18 protein-coding genes are annotated in these 24,694 nt (G+C 53.0%); 13 read left to right on the top strand and 5 right to left on the bottom strand.

Annotation, left to right across the window (positions count from 1 at the left end):
* Positions 1 to 79 precede the first annotated feature (79 nt).
* The 4 genes from MK110_12920 to MK110_12905 all read left to right on the top strand — a co-directional run bounded on the left by MK110_12920 (position 80) and on the right by MK110_12905 (position 5,296).
* The gene (locus MK110_12920) at positions 80 to 1,366 is read left to right on the top strand and encodes a DUF5690 family protein (protein MCH2212200.1); all 1,287 of its coding nucleotides are present in this window, start codon (positions 80 to 82) and stop codon (positions 1,364 to 1,366) included.
* Between the two features lie 690 nt (positions 1,367 to 2,056).
* Positions 2,057 to 3,706: an MBL fold metallo-hydrolase gene (locus MK110_12915; protein MCH2212199.1), complete on the top strand. Its 1,650-nt coding sequence runs from the start codon at positions 2,057 to 2,059 to the stop codon at positions 3,704 to 3,706.
* Between the two features lie 580 nt (positions 3,707 to 4,286).
* On the top strand, positions 4,287 to 4,766 hold the full coding sequence (locus MK110_12910) for an NYN domain-containing protein (protein MCH2212198.1): 480 nt from the start codon (positions 4,287 to 4,289) through the stop codon (positions 4,764 to 4,766).
* 146 nt (positions 4,767 to 4,912) lie between these two features.
* Complete coding sequence (locus MK110_12905) at positions 4,913 to 5,296, top strand: RidA family protein (protein ID MCH2212197.1); 384 nt, start codon at positions 4,913 to 4,915, stop codon at positions 5,294 to 5,296.
* Between the two features lie 499 nt (positions 5,297 to 5,795).
* Here the strand turns inward: MK110_12905 and MK110_12900 are convergent, their stop codons facing one another.
* Positions 5,796 to 6,335 (bottom strand): hypothetical protein, encoded by a 540-nt coding sequence (locus MK110_12900; protein ID MCH2212196.1) that lies wholly within the window; start codon positions 6,333 to 6,335, stop codon positions 5,796 to 5,798.
* A gap of 61 nt (positions 6,336 to 6,396) precedes the next feature.
* On the opposite strand from MK110_12900, the gene MK110_12895 reads away from it, so the two are divergent.
* Positions 6,397 to 7,878 (top strand): aldehyde dehydrogenase family protein, encoded by a 1,482-nt coding sequence (locus MK110_12895; GenBank protein ID MCH2212195.1) that lies wholly within the window; start codon positions 6,397 to 6,399, stop codon positions 7,876 to 7,878.
* A gap of 273 nt (positions 7,879 to 8,151) precedes the next feature.
* Positions 8,152 to 8,793 carry a DUF1080 domain-containing protein gene (locus MK110_12890; GenBank protein ID MCH2212194.1) on the top strand — a complete coding sequence of 214 codons (642 nt, stop codon included), beginning with the start codon at positions 8,152 to 8,154 and terminating at the stop codon, positions 8,791 to 8,793.
* Between the two features lie 249 nt (positions 8,794 to 9,042).
* Here the strand turns inward: MK110_12890 and MK110_12885 are convergent, their stop codons facing one another.
* The 3 genes from MK110_12885 to cobA all read right to left on the bottom strand — a co-directional run bounded on the left by MK110_12885 (position 9,043) and on the right by cobA (position 13,475).
* On the bottom strand, positions 9,043 to 9,216 hold the full coding sequence (locus MK110_12885) for a Flp family type IVb pilin (GenBank protein MCH2212193.1): 174 nt from the start codon (positions 9,214 to 9,216) through the stop codon (positions 9,043 to 9,045).
* A gap of 396 nt (positions 9,217 to 9,612) precedes the next feature.
* Complete coding sequence (locus tag MK110_12880) at positions 9,613 to 11,739, bottom strand: prolyl oligopeptidase family serine peptidase (GenBank protein MCH2212192.1); 2,127 nt, start codon at positions 11,737 to 11,739, stop codon at positions 9,613 to 9,615.
* Between the two features lie 206 nt (positions 11,740 to 11,945).
* Positions 11,946 to 13,475 carry a uroporphyrinogen-III C-methyltransferase gene (cobA, locus tag MK110_12875; protein ID MCH2212191.1) on the bottom strand — a complete coding sequence of 510 codons (1,530 nt, stop codon included), beginning with the start codon at positions 13,473 to 13,475 and terminating at the stop codon, positions 11,946 to 11,948.
* A 332-nt stretch (positions 13,476 to 13,807) separates the two neighbouring features.
* Here cobA and MK110_12870 point away from each other — a divergent pair, with 332 nt between their 5' ends.
* The 6 genes from MK110_12870 to MK110_12845 all read left to right on the top strand — a co-directional run bounded on the left by MK110_12870 (position 13,808) and on the right by MK110_12845 (position 22,463).
* The gene (locus MK110_12870) at positions 13,808 to 15,058 is read left to right on the top strand and encodes a DUF1559 domain-containing protein (GenBank protein ID MCH2212190.1); all 1,251 of its coding nucleotides are present in this window, start codon (positions 13,808 to 13,810) and stop codon (positions 15,056 to 15,058) included.
* Positions 15,059 to 15,204: 146 nt separating this feature from the next.
* The gene (locus MK110_12865) at positions 15,205 to 15,372 is read left to right on the top strand and encodes a hypothetical protein (protein MCH2212189.1); all 168 of its coding nucleotides are present in this window, start codon (positions 15,205 to 15,207) and stop codon (positions 15,370 to 15,372) included.
* Between the two features lie 160 nt (positions 15,373 to 15,532).
* Complete coding sequence (locus tag MK110_12860; GenBank protein ID MCH2212188.1) at positions 15,533 to 16,300, top strand: hypothetical protein; 768 nt, start codon at positions 15,533 to 15,535, stop codon at positions 16,298 to 16,300.
* 308 nt (positions 16,301 to 16,608) lie between these two features.
* On the top strand, positions 16,609 to 18,354 hold the full coding sequence (locus MK110_12855; GenBank protein ID MCH2212187.1) for a solute:sodium symporter family transporter: 1,746 nt from the start codon (positions 16,609 to 16,611) through the stop codon (positions 18,352 to 18,354).
* Between the two features lie 195 nt (positions 18,355 to 18,549).
* Positions 18,550 to 19,539 carry a quinolinate synthase NadA gene (gene nadA / locus MK110_12850; protein ID MCH2212186.1) on the top strand — a complete coding sequence of 330 codons (990 nt, stop codon included), beginning with the start codon at positions 18,550 to 18,552 and terminating at the stop codon, positions 19,537 to 19,539.
* Positions 19,540 to 19,730: 191 nt separating this feature from the next.
* Positions 19,731 to 22,463, top strand: a complete 2,733-nt coding sequence (locus tag MK110_12845; GenBank protein MCH2212185.1) for an insulinase family protein — start codon at positions 19,731 to 19,733, stop codon at positions 22,461 to 22,463.
* A 115-nt stretch (positions 22,464 to 22,578) separates the two neighbouring features.
* On the opposite strand, the gene MK110_12840 is transcribed toward MK110_12845, so the two are convergent.
* On the bottom strand, positions 22,579 to 23,595 hold the full coding sequence (locus MK110_12840; GenBank protein ID MCH2212184.1) for a glutamine synthetase beta-grasp domain-containing protein: 1,017 nt from the start codon (positions 23,593 to 23,595) through the stop codon (positions 22,579 to 22,581).
* 342 nt (positions 23,596 to 23,937) lie between these two features.
* Between MK110_12840 and MK110_12835 the strand changes: the two genes are divergently transcribed.
* Positions 23,938 to 24,693, top strand: a complete 756-nt coding sequence (locus MK110_12835; GenBank protein ID MCH2212183.1) for a hypothetical protein — start codon at positions 23,938 to 23,940, stop codon at positions 24,691 to 24,693.
* Position 24,694: the final 1 nt, after the last annotated feature.

Below are 24,694 nucleotides of genomic sequence, written 5' to 3'. Positions count from 1 at the left end.
CACAGATGATGTACACGACGTCCTCGTCCGGCGTCCGACTGCGGAAGCGCAGCATGATGACGATGCGGAAAGGGTTCAGATGAAGGTTCGGCGCTGGCTTGAGCGGGCAAACAGTTTCCAGTTCACCTGCTATACCACTCTGGCCGCCTTTTGCACCTATTTCTGTATGTACGCGTTTCGCAAGCCGTTTGCGGCGGGCGAATATGCGGACATGACGCTTTGGGGGATGGACTACAAGATCATCCTGGTGATTGCCCAGGTTGCCGGCTATACACTCTCCAAATTCATTGGGATTCGAGTCATTGCGGAAATCTCCGGGCGAGGCAGACTCGCCATGCTGGTTGCTCTCATTGTGGCGGCTGAGATTGCTTTGATTGGCTTTGGTCTGGTTCCCTGGCCATACAATTTTCTGTTCATGTTTCTCAACGGACTGCCCCTGGGAATGATCTGGGGACTCGTGTTCAGTTTTCTGGAGGGAAGGCAAACGACCGAAGTCCTGGCGGCTGGACTGAGTGCAAGCTTCATCGTCTCTTCGGGAGTCGTAAAAGCCGTCGGCAAACACACGATGGACGTCTGGGACGTACCGGAATTCTGGATGCCGGCCACAACCGGACTTCTGTTTTTCATTCCGTTACTGGTTTGCGCGAAATTACTTAGCCTGGTTCCTCGTCCCACACAGAGCGACCAGTTGAGCCGCACCGTTCGCGTACCGATGAAACGAGCTCATCGCCGCGCTGTCCTGCACCACATGTTCTGGGGAATTAGTCTGCTGGTGCTGGCTCACATGACATTAACGGCCGCGCGTGACTATCGAGACAAATTCGCGGTGGAGATTCTTAGCAGCATCGGCGTCGGAGACGCGACGCATCTGGCCACCTCTGAGATTCCTGTGGCAATCGCGGTCCTGGTTCCATTGGGAGCCATTATGTTAATCCGCAGTCACAGGACGTCGGTCATCGTCCTGCATGGGTGTCTGATCTTTGGTTTTCTGCTGGCGGGCGGGAGCACACTTGCCTTTCGCTGCGGAATACTGGACGGGTTTGTGTGGTACATCCTGGTGGGCACAGGTCTTTACCTGGCCTACGTACCGTTCCACAGCATTCTGTTCGAAAGACTCGTGGCACTGATGAAACGCCCCGCCAATGCTGGTTATCTGATCTACATTGCCGACGCGACGGGCTATCTTAGCAGTGTAGTAATCCTGTTGTGGAAAAATTTCGGTGCAGGCGTCACTCCTCCTCTTGAATTTTTCGTAAATACGACATACGTGATCGCGTTGATCGGCAGTATATCCGTAGTCGCTTCTTTAGTGTTTTTTGTATTCAAACGAAGTGACACCTTAGATGAAGCTGAATTGAAATACTGACATGAGATAACGCTTCACAGAGAGTCACAAACAGAACGTTGTGGGTTCCATGGATAACATCTGTCAGCGTTGATCCGGATACCCGCGTTCTTTTTTGTTTTCAATGTTCTGACAGACGTCTTCGTACAGGAGAGATACCGAAAACCGCATCTGATTGAGTCTGCACGAGTAAGTCGACCACGGACGCGACCGTTTTTCGAGTCAGCTGATTGTCAGCATCTACTCAGACACGTGTTCCTGACGATGATCGATCGAGCGCAGGGACGAGGAATGTCCGGACCCGTTTTGTTGGTCTTGGGGATTTTTCTAACGACCGAAATCTGCAACCCAAAGGGCATTCAGCCGTCTGCATTTCACAGTCAGCCAAAGACAACGATGTGTCGACACCCCAAACGTTACTGCTCATCGAACCTTACAGTGTCCCTGTCGTGAATAGACCGATAACTGCCGTTCAGGAAGGAAACAGTTGCGACATCGGAGCTATTCACAACTTGAAATTCACCAACTAAAACTGAGTCCTCAACAGCTGCAGCAGACTCATCTCACAGATAACAAATCCGCAGCAATCGCAGCCTTGTGAGAAGAATCCTAACCGTGTTAGGATGGCCAAATTACGAGTCTGCCAACTAACCGTCTACCAGTCCTCAAACGGCTCAGTTCGGCAGGATTTTTTTTGAGGGACTTATATTCGTGAAGTGTGGAATTACCATTGCGCAAACGATGTGTTGTGCGGTTTTACTGGCATTGTATCCGATCGACGCACCCCTTGTTCACGCTCAGACAACAGCAACAGTACCATCGGTTGACCCGCATGTGCCACAGGGACGCCCGACACCGAACGTGATTGTCGAATCACTGAAGAGAGCTCAGTCCCATCAGGGGATCACTGCGTGGTGGCTGGGGAACTCCGGGTTTGCTGTGCAGATGAATGAAAACATTGTTCTGACCGATCCCGTAATTGAACTGGCCCGGGATTCAGAACCACTGCTGTCGGAGATGGGCTGGCGCAAGCAGGGCCCGGGAGAATGGCTGCAGCCGGTGTGGCAGTGCGAGCAGATCGTTCCACTTCGTTTTCGACTGCCGATGCTGGCCCGCGAAGTCCCGAAATGTGATGTGGTCATGGTCAGCCATGCGCATGAGGACCACGGCGCATCCAAGACGCTGCATGTACTGGGTCGGCAGACCACGGCTCACTTCTGCGGACCACTGGATATGAAACAAAAATTTCTGGACGTGGGCATCCCCGAGGACCGTATTCATTTAGGCCTGCCGGGACACAGGGAAAAGGTAGCCGGCCTGAATATCGAATGGACCTATGCCGTACACGGCCCTCCCACTTACTCATGCGGTTTCCTGATCGATCAGGACCATGAAAGAGTGTTCTATACGGGCGATCAGAGCACGATGGACCCGCACAAAGATTTTCCGCACATCATGGATTTCCGGGATATCGATCTGCTGATCATGCCCATTCCTTATTTGCGAGGGAACAAAGGTCCGATGCTGGCAAATTCGACCGATGCCTCATTCGTTCTGCCATCCCACTTCAACACCTACGATATCCCCGGCGAGCAGCCCCACACCAGCTGGATGGGAGGGAACCCGGAAGACTGGCGGCAGTACATGCATCATCCCGATCGGCTGATCCGCCTGCTGCAGGGCCAGGCCCTGCATATCGAAGAAGAACAGGGCAGTATTATCACCAACCCCAACCCCAGGCAGCTCCGCGAACAGGCGTGGCCGGCCTATGGAAAGATCACAATCGATGGTGATCTGAATGACTGGCAGCGGGCCCGCTGGACCATCAAACTGAGACCACGGATCCTCACACACTGGGGAACCGATACGGCCCGCTGTGCGGTGCTGTGGGACGAAGAAAATCTGTATATCGGTTTTGACGTCAACGACGCTGAAGTTCGCGGCACGGTTAAACAGCGAGACGGCTCGACCTTCAGTGACGACTGTGTCGAAGTAAATATCGATCCACACGGTGATCGGCCGGAAAGACTGGAAAAGAATGATTACATTTACACCCTCAATGTGCTCAACACGATGAGTGATGCCTCGGGTCCGGGAGAAGACAAGACCTGGAACAGTGAAGTCCGCCATGCGGTGGTGCGACGAGGTTCCGGTTACAGCGCCGAGATGGCAATTCCGTGGCGAGACCTAGGTGTGGAGCCGCGAGTAGGGATGAGAATTCCGATTGACTTCATTGTCGGCGATCGCGATCTGAATCGGGAAGAAGGTGAAACGGACTACTACTACGACTGGGCCGAACTGCGCAGCCCGCAGACACCTGTCAACTGGGGAGAAATCGAACTGGTCGGCCGAGCCCGGTGACTCTTCGCATGTCCGACAGGTTTTTCATCCCCCGAACAAGTTTGATGTACCTGATGACGATCGTCTTCTTGAGATGATTGTGGTCAAACAGTAAGGAAAGGATAACGAGGACATCCCCGCAGCGTATTATTTGGCGAAGGCCTGACCTGGATTCCAAAAAGTGCTCCACCGATATTGATTGGGTTCTTTGGCCAAAGGACTGTTCAGGCGTCCTGTTCTACTCAACAGGCTCCGGACTTTAACAGTCCTGTCCGCGATGTTTCAGGTGGATGCGCTGTCAGACGTCGGTGTTGTTTGAACGTTAAAAAAGGACAGGGACAGACCTCAGACACTACGGACAGGCTGGCTTTAGTATCCGTAACGGTCGATTTTTCGGACCTGCATCCAGCAGAGACCGAACCTGACCTGCAGTCCTTGGTGACTGTCATCCGACTGGTGTCTGATGTTGACACGGAAGCATGGTGGTCTCGTATTGGGATACGCTGTTCGAAACGGCTGCGTGTCAAAACCTTAAACAGGTCAGGGAGTCTACGGATGACACAAACACCTGTTCCGGGGAAGGAAACAGAAGGGCCACACTGTGGATAAAGTCGCGATCTTCGTAGACGTTCAGAACGTCTACTACACGGTCAGGGAGATTCACGGATGTCATTTCAACTACAGGACATTCCGGGATTCGGTTACGGCAGGAAGAGAAGTCGTTCAGGCATTCGCCTATGCTATCGATCGTGGGGACGCGAAACAGATCAGGTTTCAGCAGGTCCTCAAATCAATGGGCTTCGAAGTTAAGCTCAAGCCTTTTATCCAGCGAAGCGATGGCTCCGCAAAGGGTGACTGGGACGTCGGCATTACCCTCGACATGATCGAACTGGCCACTGAAATTGACGTAGCCGTGCTTGTATCCGGAGATGGAGACTTCGACCTCGTCGTCAGGAAACTCCGGGACACCCACGGCGTGGAAGTCGAGGTTTACGGGGCAAGGGAATTAACAGCGAATTCGCTGATTCAGGCCGCCAGCCGTTTCGTGCCGATCGAGGGTCCGCTTCTGCTGCGAAGTTAGACCGAACTTATCTGAACCTGCTGAATTTTCATCTCGATTTCACGGGGCGACACGGGCCGTGGTGTCGCGACTCTCTGCGGGGATGATCAGCCAAAACTTCACTACAATACAGCGCAGCCCGCGACCACAAAGAATATGGAAAAACCATGCACAAGCGACGAATTTCATTCGAAGACATCTACGCATCAGGCCCACATTACAGCCGCGGTGTGCGGGCAGGCAACACACTGTACCTGTCCGGATGCACGGCAAACGGTTCGGATGCAGAGCAGGGCACTGCGATGCAGCAACTGCGCGTCGTACTCGATCGAATCACTCGAATGGTCATTGCCGAAGGTGGCAAGGCCACTGACATCGTCAAGTTGACCACATTCGTCTCTGATTTCGAAGATTGGTTTCCCTTCGAAGGGGAACAGGTTGAGATTTTTCATGAATTCTTCGGTGACGATTATCCCGTCAACACAATTGTGCGTGCCGGATTTCCGGTCACCAGCGTTCATGTAGAGATCGACGCAGTCGCCGAGTTGTGACGGAACTCAGCCACCACGATGCGTCACCCCTGATGACCTGCATGACAACACCAGTTGAGTCATCGGTTCACTGTCCGACCATGTTTGTCACGCTGTATCACAATCAGGGCAGGAACCCTGGTGCAGCCATACTCAGGAATCACTGCAGACTGCCCCACCTTTTCACTCAACATGAAGCGAGGCCACTGAACAGGAAGCCGGACCGATTTCATCTGAGTCCTGCAGTGTCGCTGCGGGTTCGCGGGTTCGCGGGTTCGACCAGCGTTTCCCAGGAGATTGAGACAAGGCTGGGTTCTTTTTTTTGACGTTGAACACATATGGCCTTTCGTGTGCGCTGCTTGAGTAAACCGGTTTCCTTGTTGGTTATCACAAAAACCGGATGCACCGAAAGATGTGCAGCGCGTTGATGATAATACGGGGGAACTCTTCCAAAATGCTTCGTCCAGCACAACGGTTCCGTAAAGCGGTGAAACCGATTCGGCAGGACACAATACGTAACTCAAAGGCGCAGTGAAGATATGATTGAAGGCAAATGACTGATTCCCTGATCCGATGATCGATTCAGATAGCCGAGAAATCGGCTGAGCTTGTTCGGCAGGGATTCTTCGATCAAAACGCGAAGCCGTTTCAGATAGTCGTGGACGTCATCCGTATCCATATCTGAGGGGGCTCCCGTGTCAACGCACAAAGTCGCTTCCATCAGCCGAACAAGACATCTTTGCTGATCAGCAACCCCTTCACACTGTTTGTTCAGTATTTCGTCGACTGTTCCGGCAGCCTTACGTTCCGCCCCATCCAGGTATTCAGGTTTGATACCGGATTTCACAGGCAGTTTTTCCTTTGCCAGCACCGTTTCCTGTTCGGTAAGTCCGCGAGCAATCCATTTTGCAGATTCGGCCGGCTGCACCTCTGACCAGTCGGCCGATGTCGTCCGGAATTTACAGATATTGCCGGACGCTCGAAATCGAAATCCCGGAATGGCATAATCAGCGGAGTTCCAAATCCCGTGAAGACGATGAATATCGCTGCCCGCAAACATCGTTTGTTCAGTGTCTCCGTTCAGGAGACGGACCCGCACATCATTCAACAGGAGATTTCAAATGTCAGTGGCCACAGAATCCGAAGTGTTTGCTGCGCCGGTCATTCGCCAGAAGGGTATTCTGATCGGTGACAAATGGCGTCCTGCTGTCAGCGGTAAAACGTTTCAAACAATCAATCCGGCTACGGAAGAAGTCATTTGTGAAGTAGCCGAAGGTGACCAGGCAGACATCGACGAAGCCGCTCAGACGGCGCGTACTGCATTTGAGTCCGGTCCATGGTCAAAAATGGACGCTAGAGACCGAGGTCAGCTGCTGTTGAAGCTGGCTGACCTGATGGAAGAAAATCTGGAAGAACTGGCGGCACTTGAGACACTGGACAACGGTAAACCAATCGGCGATGCAAGAGCAGCTGATCTGCCTCTGGCGATAGACTGTCTCCGCTACTATGCAGGCTGGTCCGACAAGATCCACGGTGACACGATTCCGGTTCGTGGTGACTACTTATGCTACACGCGTCGCGAACCCATTGGGGTTTGCGGTCAAATCATTCCATGGAACTTTCCGATTCTGATGGTCGCCTGGAAATGGGGCCCGGCTCTCGCCACCGGTAACACGATCGTAATGAAGCCTGCAGAACAGACACCACTGTCCTGTTTGCGGATGGGTGAACTGGCGTTGGAAGCGGGATTCCCGCCAGGTGTAATCAACATTGTTCCCGGATACGGACCGACCGCCGGCGCGGCGATTGTCAAACATCCCCTGATCGACAAGGTCGCGTTCACAGGATCCGGAGAAACGGCACAGCGGATTATGGCCGATGCCGCAACCACGCTGAAGCGGCTGACGTTCGAACTGGGCGGCAAGTCACCAAACATCGTTTTCGCCGATGCCGATCTGGACGCAGCGATCACCGGCGCCGAATTTGGATTATTTTTCAACCAGGGACAATGCTGTTGTGCGGGCAGTCGTCTGTTCGTTGAAGATAGTGTCCACGAAGAGTTTGTGGAACGTGTCGTGGCCCGAGCCAATCAGCGGGTGCTCGGTAATCCGTTCGACAGCAAAACGACACAGGGACCTCAGGTCGACAAAGACCAGTTCGACAAGATCATGGGCTACATTGACAGCGGTTCGAAAGATGGTGCTACGTGTGCCACCGGGGGACACCGAGTCGGTGACCGCGGATATTTCATTGAACCCACTGTTTTCACAAATGTTAGTGATGACATGGCCATCGCTCGCGACGAAATCTTTGGTCCGGTCATGAGCATTCTTAAATTCAGTGACATGGACGAAGCCATCAGCCGCGCCAACAACACGTCGTATGGACTGGCAGCGGCTGTGTGGACCAGCGACGTGCAGAAAGCTCATAAGATTGCCAGGAGTGTCCGCGCAGGCACAGTCTGGGTGAACTGTTACGACGTCTTCGACGCAGCAGCTCCTTTCGGTGGATTCAAGATGAGTGGCATGGGACGGGAACTTGGCGAAGCCGGACTGGCAAATTACACCGAATTGAAAACAGTCACAGTTAATCTCGGTGGATAGTCAAACCTGCGGTGAATTTACAGCCCTACCTGGACTGGATTATTCCAAACAAATGCTGCGACGAAACATTTGATCACAAACTGTCAAGTGGTATTTCGTCTCCCGGCACAATCCAGCTCGTGGCGTTTTTAACCGACGGAATCGTCAACAGATCCAAGTCCGGCAGCGGACGCATCCTGATCCTGCAGAGAAAACAGCAACCGGAAACGGCAACAGGCTAATGTCCATCCCTGTAGACTACTTTCCATTTTCATACTCAACGGAATCATCCAAATGACGGGTACATCAGTAACCGCGCGGACTTTGCCTTTGTTGTTGTTCATTCTGCTCGCGGGGTCTTCTGCCAACGCCGAAGACGTCACGTGGGTCTCACTGTTCGACGGCAGCACCATGGAAGGCTGGGAAATCGTAGGCAGCGAAAACAGCAAGTGGGAAGTCAAAGACGGTGCACTGGCCGGGTCAGGGCAGCCGTCAATGCTGGTTCACACCAGCGGCCCGTGGCAGAATTTTCGTTACCGTGCAGAAGTAAAGATCAGTGATGGTGGAAATTCAGGGTTGTACTTCCGCACTACCCGGAAACCAGGCTTCGCCAACGGCTATGAAGCTCAAATCGACAGTAATCATCGCGATCCAATCCGCACGGGTTCACTTTACGGAATGAATCATGTCTACAGGCAGTTGGTACCACCGGACACATGGTTCACTTACGAAATCGAAGTCCGCGACAATGTGTGGCGTGGCCGTGAGAATACACGGATTAAAGTGACTGTTAATGGTGACGAACTGTACGAATACCTGGATTTTATGATGACCTTTAGAGAGGGACATTTCGCCTTTCAACACCACGATCCGGACAGCAGGGTTGCCATTAGAAAAGTCGAGGTCCTTAAACTGCCGGACGGGAACGGACAGTGAAAGCGAAACCGACTTTCCTTAGAGACAACGGCAAAACGTCGTTACCGGAAAACCTGATGACCGTTTGCCCCGGTCCGCACGATGCTGAAAAATCGGATGTTCCTCACTGCTGTCACTGTCCAGCACAAAACAAGGGCCCTGGATGAATTACCCAGGGCCCTTGTTTTGATTTTGTTCGCTATACAGTTGCAGTCAGGCGCAGACACTCCTCTCCTGCAGGTCAACAGTTGAACAACGTCAGCCGTCAGACTACGTGAGGTAATTGCCGACTTCTTCGAACTTACTGTTGGCACTGCTGCCTACAGTCTGGATAGCAGCAATACACACGACGATGATCAATGCCAGCATAACTGCGTATTCAACTGCAGTTGGACCATCTTCAGAAACCAGAAATTTTTTGATGCTGTTTGTAAACTTAGTCATTTAAGAATCCCTCATATTTGCCCTGTAACGAGCACATAACGTTGCAGCGGACAACAAATTATCCGCCGAAAAGCACTCTGCTACAGCAGAGCGGACCCACGTGGGTGATCCCTGATCGACGATTCCGGAGTTAACGAATTCGTCGGCGATCATCCTGACTGCCATGGCATCCCAACCACGCCGAAACTTAGGTCGGGAAACCCGGGGGGCAAACTGTTTTTCAAAATTGCAGGACCATGCTGCACGAACAGGCCACAGACATACAATTCACGGAAAAATTTACCTGTGCAGAAGGAAACGTCGAACTGTGCGCTGGAACTGTCTGCCAAAGAAAGAGACCGACGGACGAACCGCACAACCGGATCAACCACGGCAAGCGTCACGAGGGTCACTAAACTAATTCGACCTTTGAAGGTTACAAATCAGGAATGCCCACTGGTCTGCGATTTCTTCAATCAGTTTGGAAGTCGGCTTGCCCGCACCATGCCCGGCTCGGGTTTCAATTCGAATCAGCACCGGACTCGCCCCCCCCTGACATTTCTGCAGCATCGCTGCAAATTTGAAGCTGTGACCCGGGACAACCCGATCATCCGTATCCGCGGTGGTAACCAGCGTCGCAGGATATCTGACACCCGGTTTCAGGTTTTGCAGAGGCGAATAAGCCAAAAGTGCCTGGAATTCAGCGGGATTCTCTGCACTGCCGTAATCGTCAACCCAAAATCGGCCGGCCGTGAACTGGTGAAATCGTAACATGTCCATCACTCCCACCGCCGGCAGACAGGCTCCGTACAGATCCGGCCTCTGCGTCATACAGGCCCCGACAAGCAGACCACCGTTACTGCCACCCTGAATAGCCAGACGGGGTGACGTTGTGTATTTGTTTTCGATCAGCCATTCGGCTGCCGCAATGAAATCATCAAATACATTTTGCTTCTGGAGTCGGGTGCCGGCTTTGTGCCAGGATTCACCGTACTCTCCCCCGCCGCGCAAATTGGGCATGGCGAATACGCCGCCCCTCTCCATCCAGGCCAGACGACTCACGCTGAATCGTGGTGTCAGAGAAATATTGAACCCGCCGTAACCGTACAGCAGAACCGGATTTGAACCGTCAAGTTCAAGGCCCGTTTGATGAGTGATAAACATGGGGATCTGTGTACCGTCTTTACTCTCATAGAATATCTGAGATGTACAGTAGTCCTCCGGATCAAAGTCAACATCCGACCGTCTCAACAGGGTGCTCTCTCCCGTTTCAACATCAAAACGATACGTACCGGGCGGAGTTGCAAAACTGCTGAATGAATAGAAAGATTCAGAGTGGTCACTGTCACCGCGGAATCCGCCGGCAGTACCAATGCCGGGCAGGTCCACATCGCGCACGTGTTTGCCATCCAGTGAGTACTGCCGCACCAGAGTCTTTGCATCTTCCAGATAAGTCGCCAGGAACTGACCACCGACGATATCGACGCCCGTCAAAGTGTTGGCGGTTTGCGCAATAATCTCTTTCCAGGAATCAGCTTCGGGATGTCTGAGGTCGATGCCAATGACACGACGCTGCGGGGCGTCACGACTGGTCTGAAAATAAAGCAGCGACTGTTCATTACCAACATACGTGTACTCGAAGTCAAAATTGTCAATCAGCTCATAGGGTTTCTCATCAGGTCGGGTCAGATCATCAACAACAATGCGATAGCGATTGTCGGTCCCCTTCCAGACGTTCAAGATGAGATAATTCCCGTCTTCAGACACATTGATTCCGAATCCCCAGTCGGGATGATCGGGACGCTCATAAATGAGTCGATCCTGCGACTGGGTCGTCCCCGCAACGTGATAGTAGACCTTTTGGTTGAGATTCAGAGACTGAAATTTGTCACCTTCGTTCGGTACGTCGTAACGTGCGTAAAAGAACCCCCGGCCGTCAGGAGTCCAGGCCACATTACTGAATTTGACCCATTCGAGTTTGTCCGGCAATAACCGACGAGTCCTGACGTCCATCACTTTCCACGTCCGCCAGTCAGAACCTCCGTCCTGGACACCGTAGGCAACATAACGACCGTCGTCGCTGAACTCGACACCGGCCAGGGCCACGGTACCGTCGTCGGACCAGTCATTGGGGTCAATCAGGACGACCGGGACATCGTCCAGGGTCTGCTGCATGTACAGAACCGACTGATTCTGCAGACCGTCGTTTCGAAAGTAGTAGTACCGGCCTCCCGCTCGAGTCGGCACGCTGAAACGTTCGTAGTTCCAAAGTTGAGTGATGCGATTTTCGACGGATTTTCGTTCGGGAATCTGTCTGAGATATCTAAAAGTGACTTCATTCTGTGCAGCTACCCAGGCCGCAACATCTTTATTTTCACGGACGTCTTCCTCAAGCCAGCGATACGGATCAGCAATCTCCGTCCCGTGAAAGTTATCCACCTGCGGCACAGTGCGCGTCTCAGGATATGTCAATTCGAAGTCCTCAGAAAAAACAACACCACACAGCAGACAACCTGCTGCCAGCGAACAGCCTGAAAATTGCATCGATTTACTCCGACGGCAAACTGTTTGTACGATCTGCGCACCGTGTTCAGTTTGGCGTATTCACTTAGTGTGCAGATTCAAATTCGTTCTGTCTAACCTGAAATGGACAGCAGCGACGTGCGCCTGTTGTTCCGCGCCGCACTCGACGACATCGGCTGTGTGCGGGCTGATACTTCGCGGTCCACATTCGTAGGCCCCGTGATCCGTTACGACCGGTCTGCCATGTCGGAAACTGTGGCTGCTGCGACAGCTCCCAACATATCCGACCAGCTTGCATTTGCTGCCTGAGCATGCACTGTCATTCCGGCTTTCCCGGCCGCATCCGTCGTAAGCTGACTGATGGAGACGATCCTCGTCGAACAGTCTTTCTGTTTCAACTGTGGAAACAAAGTGGCCACCTGGCCGGCAATGACCGGGCTGCTGATACCGATCCAGTCCAGCGGTGGCTGACAAAATCGCTGTCGGAGTTCATCCGATTCGCTCACATTCACATGTCGATAACATACGACTTGGCGGACTGTCGCACCAGCGGATGTCAGCAACTCACGAAGGCTGTTACGCGCGCGATCAGCAGCCGGCCACAAACAGCGTTTTCCGTTAACAACCGGTTTCAGTACCTCGGCCAGGGCTTCTGATCCTGACTGTTCCGGAACAACGTCAGCGCGAAGCGACCAGTGGCCCAGTTGTGCCTGCGTCGAAGCTCCCACGGCCGCAATCTTAACTGAATATATTTTTCGTGCATCATGTCCACGTGCCCACAACAGCGTCATGAATTCGCGTACCGCATTGGAGCTGGTGAATATCAGCCAGTCGTAAGACTGCAGATCATCGATGGCCTCCTCCAGGTCCTGCTGCTGCTGCCGGTCCGGTGGAAGCACATCAATCATCGGTAACAGCACTGGCTGTCCACCGGCTCTCACGACAGCCTGCACGACTTCGTCTGACTGATGTTCTGCGCGCGTAATTCCGATTCTGAGACCAAACAGCGGTAAGCCTTCGAACCATGACAAAGTCTCTCGCTGATTGACACATTCTCCTACGACAATGAGTGACGGAGCACGCATATTTTTCTGTTTGACGGCATCCGCCAGCTGCCCCAGTTCAGCTGTGACGACTCGCTGATCGGGAAGCGAAGCGTGCGAAACGACTGCAGATGGCGTATCCGCAGCCATACCTGCGTTAATCAGTCTGTCACAAATCGACCGAACGCGGGCCAGCCCCATGTAGAAGACGAGCGTCCCGGGAAATTGAGACAGGGCAACGTAATCCACAGGGCTGCTGGCTTTGCCGGCAATTTCGGTTCCCGTGACAAAAGCAACTGCGGAAGAATGATCCCGATGAGTATATGAAAAACCGGCATAAACCCCGGCTGCCGTTGCAGCCGTGATACCGGGGACAATTTCAAACGGCACTTCAGCATCCAGCAAAGCCCGCACCTCTTCGCTGCCCCGACCGAACACATAAGGGTCACCACCCTTCAGGCGAATCACGCATTTTCCCGCGTGTGCTTCCTCAATCAGCTGTCGGTTAATTGCGTCCTGAGGAAAAATCGTCTGATTACCCGATCGTGTTCGGGCAGTACGCACACAACGTCCGGCCGTGATTGACAGCAGCAGCGGATTGACAAGTCCGTCGTAAAAGACCACGTCCGCCTGAGCCAAAAGCTCGGCACCGCGTACCGTAATCAAACCCGGATCGCCAGGCCCCGCTCCAACAAGAAAGACTTTCCCGGTCACAGATTTACTGTCCCGTACTGTTTTCATCGATTTGGAAAAAATGACCATGCGGTCAGCGGAACCAAAATCAGCGGACGCAGCGTGTTCATCGCAACATTAGCAACAGCATCCTGTGAATATTCACAGGATGCTGTTTCCCGGCAACTCAGCCGAACTTGGAATACTAACAGTTCCTTAACGAAATCTACATATCTCGCCACACAATTCCTGCCATCAGTCATGGAGGCTGATCACAAGGAAGGACGGTTCATTTCAAGGTTCGAACCAATACCCATTTCTGCGAGCCGTTTGACTCGCATCTCGTCAACACAGATAAAAAAAGGAACACGACAGTGAGGAACACGACAGGCCGGAAGCCTTCCCGTGCTGGTTTCACCCTAATTGAACTTCTGGTGGTGATCAGCATCATCGCTATTTTGATTGCTCTCATTCTGCCGGCAATCCAGTCGGCTCGCGAGGCAGCACGAAGCGCTCAATGCAAGAATAATCTCAGACAGATCGGTATTGCGCTCTACTCATGGAGTGACACAGACCCGCTAAGACGTTTGTGTTCCGGTGCATTTGACCCGAAGCGGGATGGAGACCCGTCGCTCTACAGCTGGGCGGCCAATGTCAAGCAGGTCAAAGGCGGGTTCGTCTCTGATATGCTTTGCCCGTCCAGCGAACTGAAAGGTCTGGAAAAACTGAATGACATGGTCGGCGGAACACCAACATCCAACGGGTCAAATGCACCCGTAAACCGTGTTGGCACCGGCCCGTTTAACTTGATCGCCGCAGGCGGCACTGCCGACTTTGAAGGCACGGCATACAGCGACCTTGTGTCATTGACTCAGGCAGCTGTCCGGCAGGGACTGAACACGAATTACGCGTCCAGCTGGCACATGGGACGCGGTGGCCTGTTGACCGGATTCACCGCGGCAGACGGGATGGTCTACGATGGTAAGGACTGTAAAGACTACGGTCGTTCAAAGGGCCCGCTGACACAAATGCAGATCAGCAATTCGGACATCCCTGCGTCTTCGATCCCGCTGCTGGCTGATGCATCACCGGGAGATGCAAGTGAAGCAATCCTCTCCGCAACGATCGATGCCGATCGAGGCCTCGTACAAGGCGTTCGCCTGTGTGAAACTCAGAACGATGGTCCTGCACGCGTGACCGGTGATGGCATTGAGATTATGGATAGTGACAACTTTGATCTGCCGTATGACGCGGCTGCGGGTACCGGTGGAATCCCCGTTGCAGCTTTGAATCCCATTGCATTTCCCAAACGTGGAGAACCGGTCGCCAGTGGTGTTGGATTTCAATCTGACGCGACGATTGGTCTGGTGCTGCAGGACACCCGTGACTTCTACGCTGTTCACAACGGCATTGCGAATGTGCTAATGGCGGACGGAAGCGTGAAGACGTTGAGTGACATCAACGGAGACGGCTACTTCAATCCCGGATTTCCAGTGACCTCAGGCTTCGACGAAGAGACCGACGGGTACACCAGCAACATCTGTGAGGTTGACTCCTTTGACGTCTTCTTCGGCGTTTCTTTACAGAGGAAAACGACCACAAAGGGGAACTACGAAGGTCAGTAAGCAGGTTCCGTACACCCGATGTGTACGCCATTTCGCAAACTGCCGACCGTTGGCCCCGTAGGTTCGACGGTCGGTTTGTGCGTTTGTTCTGTCTCGGCATGTGTGTCGCAGGATGTCCAGACAGGATCGTTGTACTGAAAAACCAAATGCAACACCGTGATGTGATTGAAGCCGCCGCGCTGAATGACCCCGAATGGGTGAAGATTTCGGCGAACGGAAACACGGTCACAGCGTATGCGAATGAAGACAGAGATCTGAGGATCTTCGATCTGGAAGCAATAACATTACGGCTGTCGGCTGTCGGCTGTCGGTGAATTGATCGCATCTCCGGCCGACCGGAATCGGGAACCTGAATTGAAATTCAGTTAATTCTTCAAATCCGTGCAGATCAGCAAACCCCTATCAAAACAAGCAGGTGGTCTCCAGGGTGTCCTTTAACTCCTGGCATCTTCTTCTGCGCAACCGGACTTAACGATGAATCTCCGCTCAACGTTTTTTGACATGTGCACTATTTGTCTGATTGCTGTATCGGCACCTCTACTGTTTCCCCTGGTATTACTGTGTATCACAGGTTGTGATTTCGCAGCCGACACACCGAATGCCCCCGACACACCGAAGGATTCAGAAGTATCGACAGCTCCCGAACAGCAGAACAACACGAATCAGGTCTCAGAAGTAATCCAAACAGCGGGTGGACTTTTTTCAGGAACCAGTCGGCTCAATCTGTCGAAAACACATGTGACAGATGACCAGATGAAGGATCTCGGGAAACTCTCGCACCTTGAATCTTTAAACCTCAGCGGTGCACAGATCACGGAAGTCGGTCTGGAATCCCTGCGGGAACTCACCAACTTAAAGGAACTATACGCAGCGGGTACTCAACTCACAGATGAAGGTCTGAAAAAACTAAAAGGTCTTACCAGTCTGGAACTACTCAACATCGTGAATACCCAGGTTACAGACGCCGGTCTGGAACATCTTGAATCGCTGACCAGTTTGAAAAAACTCTACCTTTCGGGAACACAGACCACCGACACGGGGCTGGATTACCTCAAGGAGCTCACGAATCTGGAGTTGCTGAACATCGCTTTCACGAGAGTCACCGACACCGGACTGGAACACCTCACGGGTCTCAGCCGCCTGAAGCTCCTTTTTGTTTCCGGGACGAGGATCACGAATGATGGTCTGGACTGTCTCGGGCATCTCGAAAACCTGGAAATTCAGAGACCCCACTGGAGGTAGCCGTGTGTATGACCTCAGGAACGACTGCCGAAACCACCGGGAACAGACCGTGTTTTCGGCGAGGCCTTCGCCATTCGGGCAGGGGAGACTGGTCGCTTCAACGAATCCCGCGGAACGAATAAGCTGAGCACTATTAATGGATATTCTCACCGCTTTGGATATTTGCGGCTGATCACTGCGGCACTGTTCTGACGCGATGCAACATGGTCAACTGTCAGCTGATTGCGGCTGTCGCCATGACAGGATTTGTGTCTGCAAACTGGCGCCGTACTCTACTGTGTTCTGCATGGTCCGGGCAGGATTCGTCAATGCTCACTCTTTGTTCGTTTCTGCTGTTTACCGGCCTGGTTGCCGTTGTTGCCTGGTGGAAGACACATGACGACCGCAAGGACACCGCGACAGATTATTTCCTTGCGGGACGTAGTCTGGCCTGGCCGGTGATCGGCGGCTCGCTGCTGCTGACAAATCTGTCCACAGAACAGCTGGTGGGCATCAATGGCGGCGGTTATCAACACGGCATGCTGCTGATGACGTGGGAAGTCTGGTCTTCGCTGTCCATTGTTGCCATGGCACTGTTCTTTCTGCCAAGGTATCTGAAGAGTGGCATCACGACGGTTCCGGAATTTCTGGAAATCCGGTTCGACCGCAGCGTAAGACTGTTCACATCGTGTATCTCCGTTGTGTTGATCACGTTCATTCTGCTCCCGTTCATTTTGTTCTCCGGAGCCGAATTCATGATTCCGGTGTTTAATGTGCCGGAATACCTCGGCGACAACACCGGGTTCAATCTGGTTGCAGTCAGTGGTCTGCTGGCAGTCGTCGGCGGCTGCTATGCCGTCATTGGCGGACTCAGGGCCGTTGCAATTTCAGATACAGTCAACGGGATCGGACTGGCCCTGGGTGGTCTGCTGATACCAATTTTTGGGTTGAGTTTTGTTGGAGGCGGGAATGTCCTGAGAGGGTTATCAACTCTGATTGAACAGCACCCCGAACGCATGGCCCCGATGGGTGATTCAGATGCCAACATCCCCTGGCATGCACTCTTCACCGGGGTCACATTGCTGACGACATTTTACTGGTGTACCAACCAGGGCATTGTTCAGCGAACCTTTGCTGCAAAGAATCTGGCTCAGGGACAAAAAGGCACACTCTTCGCAGCGGTCATGAAGCTGCTGGGACCAGTGTATCTGGTACTGCCCGGACTCATCGCATGGCACATCGTCAGCAGCGGTCGTTACGAGATTCCGGCAAACGTGTCGCTTCCGCCGAATGCCAACGGTTCTTATGGATTTCTTGTCAAACTTGTGCTGCCGCCATGGGCTGTCGGTTTTTTTGCAGCAACGATCTTTGGAGCGATCCTGAGTTCCTTCAACAGTTTTCTCAACAGCGGCAGTACACTGTTCGGGGTCGATATCTACAAAGGGTTGATCAATCGCAGAGCGACAGACCGACAGGCTGTGCGCGCCGGACGTATTTTTGCCGTAATGACGATTCCGCTGAGCGTTAGCCTGGTACTCTTCTTCAGGTTCTACTCGTCCACAAACCAGGGACTGTTCGGCAAGCTGATCGATTTTGCCTCCGTGACCAATATTCCGATGATCGCGATCGTGGTTGTGGCCCTGATCAGCAAACGGACGCCTGCCATCGGAGTCAATGTCGCACTGGCCGCAGGCATGATATTTCAGTTTGTCTTTGGCATCGTGAACGGAGGAAACCTTGGGCTGATCATTGGTGGAGAATTCTATGGTTTCAGGATGCACAGCCTCCATCTGGCCGGCATCAATTTTGCAATACTGATGCTGATCATGTTCACCTTTCGGCTTCTGATGCCTTGGAAAAAACCGTTTGAACAGGAATATTCCGGCGACATTGATATAACGCCATGGAAACTGGCCAGGCCGATCGGTCTGGGAGTGACACTGTTCGTGGCCGCGATGTACATCGGCATGTGGAATCAGTTTGGACTCGTCCCTGGAAAACAGGTAGCTGCTGAATATCAGAAAATCCATCCTTCACCGACACTCGACTCCGGGACAATCGAACCTGATGACTGATGCTTCAGAAGTGATCCTGCTGTGCTACCTGGGAGCGAGTTGACAGGAATCGTATTTCGCCAGTCGACGCCAGCGGTACAGGACGTAATAATTTACGTTAGTCCGAACCAATCGACCGTACTCGATTGTGTGAATGAAAACAGTCATTCGGCTGTCAGTGTTCAGCCCCTCCGAATTTAGTGAGTTATCCGAGCAATGTCTTTGCCCATCGTCGTAGATGCACCGGACAATTATGAAGATCCACTGGATCTTATGGATGAGATCGATCAGCTTAAAAAGGACAGGGGCGCCGCAATCCTCGCTCATTATTATGTCGATGGAGAAATCCAGGACATAGCTGACTTCACGGGCGACAGCCTTCAGCTGGCACGGGATGCAACGCGTGTGGAAACAGAGACAATTGTGTTCAGCGGTGTCCATTTCATGGCTGAATCCGCAAAAATCCTGAATCCGGAAAAGACGGTTCTGATTCCGGACATGCATGCCGGCTGTTCACTTGCGGAAAGCTGTCCGGCTGATCAGCTCGAAGCATTTCAGGAACAGCTGAGGGAGAGCGGTCGGGAGTTCGACACAGTCGCTTACATTAATACGTCAGCGGCCGTGAAGAGCCTGTGCAACTGGATTGTGACCAGTGGGAACGCAAGGGAAATCATCGACCGCGTTCCGAAGGATCGGGAAATCCTGTTCGTGCCCGACCAGCATCTGGGCCGCTATCTTCAGGAAGTCACCGGCCGCCAGATGATCCTCTGGCCGGGGTCCTGCATGGTACACGAAGTTTTCAGTATCCAGGATCTCATCCGTGCCCGCAAAAACAATCCGGGCAGCCAGGTGATTGCTCACCCTGAATGCCCTCAAAACATACTGGAACTCAGTGACTTCATCGGCGGTACAGAAAAAATGCGGCGTCACGTGATGGCAATTGCGGAGCCATCAACTTTTCTGGTTGCCACGGAAGCGACCATGATTCACGCGTTTCAAAAATCAGCTCCTCAGCACACATTTCTTCCGATACCCGGGATCATGGCTTCGACCGGTGAGACATGTGCCTGCAATCGTTGCCCACATATGGAACGTAATTCTTTGCGGAAGGTGCGTGACTGCCTGCGAGACGGACATCCCGAAATTGTCTGGCAGGACTACTTTGAAAGAGCGCGTGCTGTTCTGAAAAAAAGTCTTCTCAAATAGAGCTGATACTTTCGGTACGTTTCCACATCGATCTGATTTGGGTGTTAACACTACGTCTTTGTCCCAAAGGATTAGTTGTGAATACACAACCAACAAAAGTTTCAGAAACGTGGCTCAGTAGTCGCTGCAAGCATCGTAGAACTCAGTATTTCCGTTAGTTTCCGTCCTGTTGTTCAGCGGAGTCCTGTCCTGTGAAATGGTTCTTCCAGTCCTGTCTGATCGGTTCCTGTTTATTAAATGCCATCGATTCTCTGAATGCCGAAGATATGCCACTCCCGGTGCGCTCGATTGAAGGAATTACTGAATACCAACTTGATAACGGTCTTAGGGTCCTGTTGCTTCCGGATGTCTCCCGACCGACCGTTACTGTTAACCTGACCATCCTGGTGGGATCGCGCCATGAAGGATATGGTGAGGCCGGAATGGCACATCTGCTGGAACACATGCTGTTTCGAGGAACGCCCACTCATGACGATATTCCACGACTTCTCAAGGAACGAGGAGCGGAGTTCAACGGAACCACATGGCTGGATCGGACTAACTACTACGAAACGCTTCCGGCCAGTGAGGAGAACCTTGAATTCGCACTCAGGCTGGAAGCGGATCGCATGATCAACAGTTCCATCCTTAAGGAAGATCTCGATGCTGAAATGACAGTCGTGAGGAGCGAATTCGAAAGAGGCGAAAACAGTCCGTTCCGAGTACTGATGCAGCGAATGACGGGAGCCGCCTTTGAATGGCACAATTACGGCAAATCCACCATCGGAAACCGCGCCGACATCGAACGCGTTCCTGTAGAAAACCTGCGCAAATTCTATCGACGGTTCTATCAGCCGGACAACGCAGTCCTGGTAATCGCGGGGCAGTTCGATGCCGAACAGGCATTAACACTGGTCACTGATTTTTTTGGTGCAATTCCACGTCCGGAACGCGAATTGAATCAAACATGGACCGAAGAACCGGCTCAGGACGGAGAACGCCTTGTCACCATGCGCCGAGTCGGTGATGTTCCCATGGCTGGTGTGATTTATCATATTCCGGCCGGAAGTCATCCGGACTTTGCAGCTGTCGATGTGATGACAACAGCCATGGCAAGCGAACCGTCGGGACGACTTTACGAGCGGCTGGTAAAACGCGGTATGGCAGCCAGTGTTTATGGGACTCGTTTCGCGCTGCATGATCCCGGAATGGCCATGTTTATTGCAGAAGCGGCTAATGGTGTTGAGAGCCCGGATCTGCTTCAGGGAATGGTCGAAACCCTGGAAACAGTGGCCGAATCACCGTTCACAGACAAGCAAGTGGAACGGGCTCGTCAGGAACTACTCAAACGCCGCGAACTGAACGTAGCCAATTCACAGGGAATCGCAATATCTTTGAGCGACTGGGCTGCCCAGGGTGACTGGCGCCTGTTCCTGCTTCACCGCGACAGGCTGGAAGTCGTCACTGCTGCAGACGTTAATCGTGTAGCCGCTGCTTACCTGCGTCGGACCAATCGCACTGCAGGACTGTTCGAACCATCCGAATCTCCGGACCGTACCGCGATTCCCTGGACCCCGGACCTTGCTGAGATGATTGGTGATTATCAGGGTCGAGAGCAGATCGCCCAGGGAGAAGCCTTTGACCCGTCACCGCTGGCGATTGAATCACGGCTCAAACGGCTCAATCTGCCTTCGGATATCCGTACGACACTATTGTCAAAGAAAACCCGTGGAGAATCGGTCCATTTGCGACTGACCCTCAGGTACGGCAACCTGGATACTCTTCGCGGCAAAGCGACCGCACCGGCATTTCTTCCCGAAATGCTGATGCGGGGAACCACCACCCGAACCCATCAGGACATCCAGGATGAACTGGATCGCTGCCGGGCACAACTGAGCATGACGGGTGAAGCAGGCCGCCTGACCGTGAGTCTGCAGACATCGCGCGACAACCTACCGGACGTGCTGTCGCTGACAGAAGACATCCTGCGCAACTCGATACTTCCCGCTGAGGAACTCGCTTTGATTAAGGAGTCACGACTGGCAACTGCAGAACAGCGTCTCACGGAGCCACAGTCAATTGCATCGAATACTGTTCAAAGAAAAATCAGCCCTTATGACGCTGACGACCCACGCTATCACGCCAGTCTGCAGGAAGCCATCGAGCGTATCCAGGCCCTGACAATTGACGATGTTCGCGAAATTTACGAGTCTCTGATTCAAGGTAAAATCGGCGAACTAACCGTAGTCGGAGACTTTGATGAAGACTCAACGGTATCTGCTGTTCGGCAAATGACGGACCAGTGGACATCAGAAACGGCATTCAGCCGGATTTCCCGTCAGGCAGCCGGTCTCCCTGAGGGCAGCTTCGAAAAGATCAACACGCCCGACAAAGCCAACGCTACATATTTTTCAGCTTTTACACTTCCGATGCGAAGCGACCACCCGGACTATCCGGCACTGATAGTGGGTAACTACATCCTGGGCGGGGGCGCACTGTCGTCACGGCTGGGTAACCGAGTCCGACGAGAAGAAGGACTTTCCTACGGTGTGCAATCGGCCGTTCAGGCGTCGTCGCTGGATCCTCGTACCGTGTTCTATATCTACGCTATTTCAAATCCACAGAATGCCGATCGCGTCCACGAAGTGATTCAGGAGGAACTCGAAAAACTACTTAAGGAAGGCATTACGGAAACAGAACTGCACGAACAGCGAGCCGGCCTGCTTCAGAGCCGCGAACTGAAACGGACCAAAGATGCAACACTTACTCAGACCCTGGCCACATATGCACGTGCCGGATACACGATGCAGTATGCATCTGACCTGGAAGATCAAATTCGGACGTTGACGGTCGACGATGTGAACGCCGCCATGCGAAAACACATTACCCCTGCCCGCCTGCAGACTGTGATCGCCGGTGATTTTGAAAAAGCAGGCGACAGGTAAAGTCCCCGCGAATCACTCAGACTTCCGGAATGAGCGTCTCAGCAGGACTGTGGAAAAAAGTAAGGCCGACATTTTGCTGCCGGCCTTACTGAAACTGTCAATTTTGCACTGCGGCTTAAGCAAGTGCTTTCTTTGTCGTTTTGATGATCACTGCCGCGATTTTGTAGGGATCGCCGTTGGAAGCCGGTCGCCGGTCTTCCAGGCGGCCTTTCCAGCCATTTTGAATCGTGGCCACGGGAATCCGAATAGATGCTCCGCGGTCTGAGACACCATAACTGAATTTGTCGATTGACTGAGTTTCATGTGCTCCGGTCAAACGCTGATCATTGTCGGCACCATACACAGCGATGTGCTCCTCAATGTTTTTGCCGAACTCCTCGCAGATTTTGGTATGAACTTCTTCGCCACCCGGGTCTCGCATGGCACCGCAGGAGAAGTTGGCATGCATGCCCGAACCGTTCCAGTCTCCTTTAATTGGTTTAGGATGCCAGTCCACTGCCACACCATATTTTTCGCAGGTGCGTTCAAGGAGATAGCGAGCCATCCAAATCTGGTCACCGCACTCGGCTGCCCCTTTGCTAAAGATTTGAAACTCCCACTGGCCGGCCATCACTTCCGCGTTAATTCCTTCAACGTTCAGTCCGGCTTCGAGGCACAGATGCAGATGCTCGTCGATGATTTCCCGACCAAAGGTGTTGCGTGCACCGACGGACGTGTAGTACGGTCCCTGCGGGCCCGGATAGCCATTCCTGGGGAATCCAAGAGGCAGATTAGTCTCGGTGTCGATCAGAGTGTATTCCTGCTCCAGACCAAACCAAAAATCATTATCTTCGTCTGCAATGGTTGACCGGCCGTTTGAAACGTGTGCTGTGCCATCCGCGTTAAGCACTTCGCACATAATCAGCCAGCCATTGCCCCCAAATCGATCAGGGTCGGGGTAGACAGCCACGGGCTGCAGCAGACAGTCTGAGGAATTGCCTTCAGCCTGTTCGGTGGAAGAACCATCAAACGACCACTGCTTGGCATCCTCCAGCTTCCCGCTGAAGTCATCTGCGATCATTGTCTTGCTGCGCAGGCTCTGAGTAGGCTTGTAACCGTCGAGCCAGATGTATTCCAGTTTAGATTTCGCCATGCTTTTCACTTCTCCCGTGCTATCTGGACTGCCGCAAGCTGTGCACGATGAAATCGTGCTGCGCTCGTCCTGTTCCGGCTCAGGTCCGTCCCTGTTCAGATCCAGTCAGTCGTACCACACGCTGGTACTCGAACCAGACAAATTCTGACGAATCTGCGTGCACCAGTCCCGGCTCAGGGTATCTGCCTGCACGTTGAGCACTTCTGCCAAATCCGGCGGCAGAATACCGGTCCAAATCAATCTGACCGGAGATCGGCATCCTACAACGCACCTGCCGTGCCAATCAAAGCGGACGGGCTGAATTCGCCGGAAACACCAAGGCTGACTGTCTTTGAGGGGTGCATGCCACAACTCTGCCTGTATCTCATCTTGTGGCATCTGACCGGAAAGGACAGAATTCTGCAGCCCCCGTCAGGAGTACACACTCCCGAACGGCGGTATGAAGCCGCCGATTGCCGCGTCAGTCAACGCCACGACGATTCTCATTCAGAGGAACGCGGCAGTCTCACATTCATGGATGACACCTTGTCTTACCCACTTCAACCGCTCTGCCAGACTGTTTTGCTGCTGGTCACTGCACTAAACACCGGGTGTATTACCGGATCCGGGCGCGGAGTTCCGAGAACAAATGCCCTTTTGATTCCCTCGAACACTGTTGACGCCACCTGGGAACGTGCGGTGGACGTGCTGCATCGCAATCACTTTCTGATTGCAAGAGAAAGCAAACTAGAAGGAATCATCGAAACGGAATACCGAGCCGGATCCAACATTCTGGAGCCATGGCACCCTGACTCCGTCGGACTGCAAAATCGTATGGAAAGTACGCTGCAGTCCATCCGCCGCAGAGTCGTGATCTCCTTTGGCCGAAGCGGCTCAGATCAAATGATGGTTTCCGTGGTGGTTCACAAAGAAATTGAAGACGTACCAGGTCCCACAGCCACGCACGCCGGCGGTGCCACATTCTCTGAATCAGATGTCTTTGATCGTGACCTGAATCAGGTACTGGGCCAGGCAGCTCCATCCCGCTGGCTGCCCCGCGGACGAGACCCTCATCTGGAAGCCCGCCTAGTCGCTCAGATCCAGGGAACGCAGTCGTAAA

The organism is Fuerstiella sp. (assembly GCA_022447225.1).
Lineage (GTDB): Bacteria > Planctomycetota > Planctomycetia > Planctomycetales > Planctomycetaceae > S139-18.
The sequence above is the reverse complement of the archived record's forward strand: the minus strand, read 5'-3'. Positions and strand labels throughout refer to the sequence as shown.

Coding starts and splice junctions, on each gene's coding strand:
- MK110_12920 (MCH2212200.1), top strand. CDS start 80: ATGAAGGTTCGGCGCTGGCTTGAGCGGGCAAACAGTTTCCAGTTCACC.
- MK110_12905 (MCH2212197.1), top strand. CDS start 4,913: ATGCACAAGCGACGAATTTCATTCGAAGACATCTACGCATCAGGCCCA.
- MK110_12900 (MCH2212196.1), bottom strand. CDS start 6,335: ATGTTTGCGGGCAGCGATATTCATCGTCTTCACGGGATTTGGAACTCC.
- MK110_12895 (MCH2212195.1), top strand. CDS start 6,397: ATGTCAGTGGCCACAGAATCCGAAGTGTTTGCTGCGCCGGTCATTCGC.
- MK110_12890 (MCH2212194.1), top strand. CDS start 8,152: ATGACGGGTACATCAGTAACCGCGCGGACTTTGCCTTTGTTGTTGTTC.
- MK110_12885 (MCH2212193.1), bottom strand. CDS start 9,216: ATGACTAAGTTTACAAACAGCATCAAAAAATTTCTGGTTTCTGAAGAT.
- MK110_12880 (MCH2212192.1), bottom strand. CDS start 11,739: ATGCAATTTTCAGGCTGTTCGCTGGCAGCAGGTTGTCTGCTGTGTGGT.
- MK110_12865 (MCH2212189.1), top strand. CDS start 15,205: ATGCAACACCGTGATGTGATTGAAGCCGCCGCGCTGAATGACCCCGAA.
- MK110_12860 (MCH2212188.1), top strand. CDS start 15,533: ATGAATCTCCGCTCAACGTTTTTTGACATGTGCACTATTTGTCTGATT.
- MK110_12855 (MCH2212187.1), top strand. CDS start 16,609: ATGCTCACTCTTTGTTCGTTTCTGCTGTTTACCGGCCTGGTTGCCGTT.
- nadA (MCH2212186.1), top strand. CDS start 18,550: ATGTCTTTGCCCATCGTCGTAGATGCACCGGACAATTATGAAGATCCA.
- MK110_12840 (MCH2212184.1), bottom strand. CDS start 23,595: ATGGCGAAATCTAAACTGGAATACATCTGGCTCGACGGTTACAAGCCT.
- MK110_12835 (MCH2212183.1), top strand. CDS start 23,938: ATGCCACAACTCTGCCTGTATCTCATCTTGTGGCATCTGACCGGAAAG.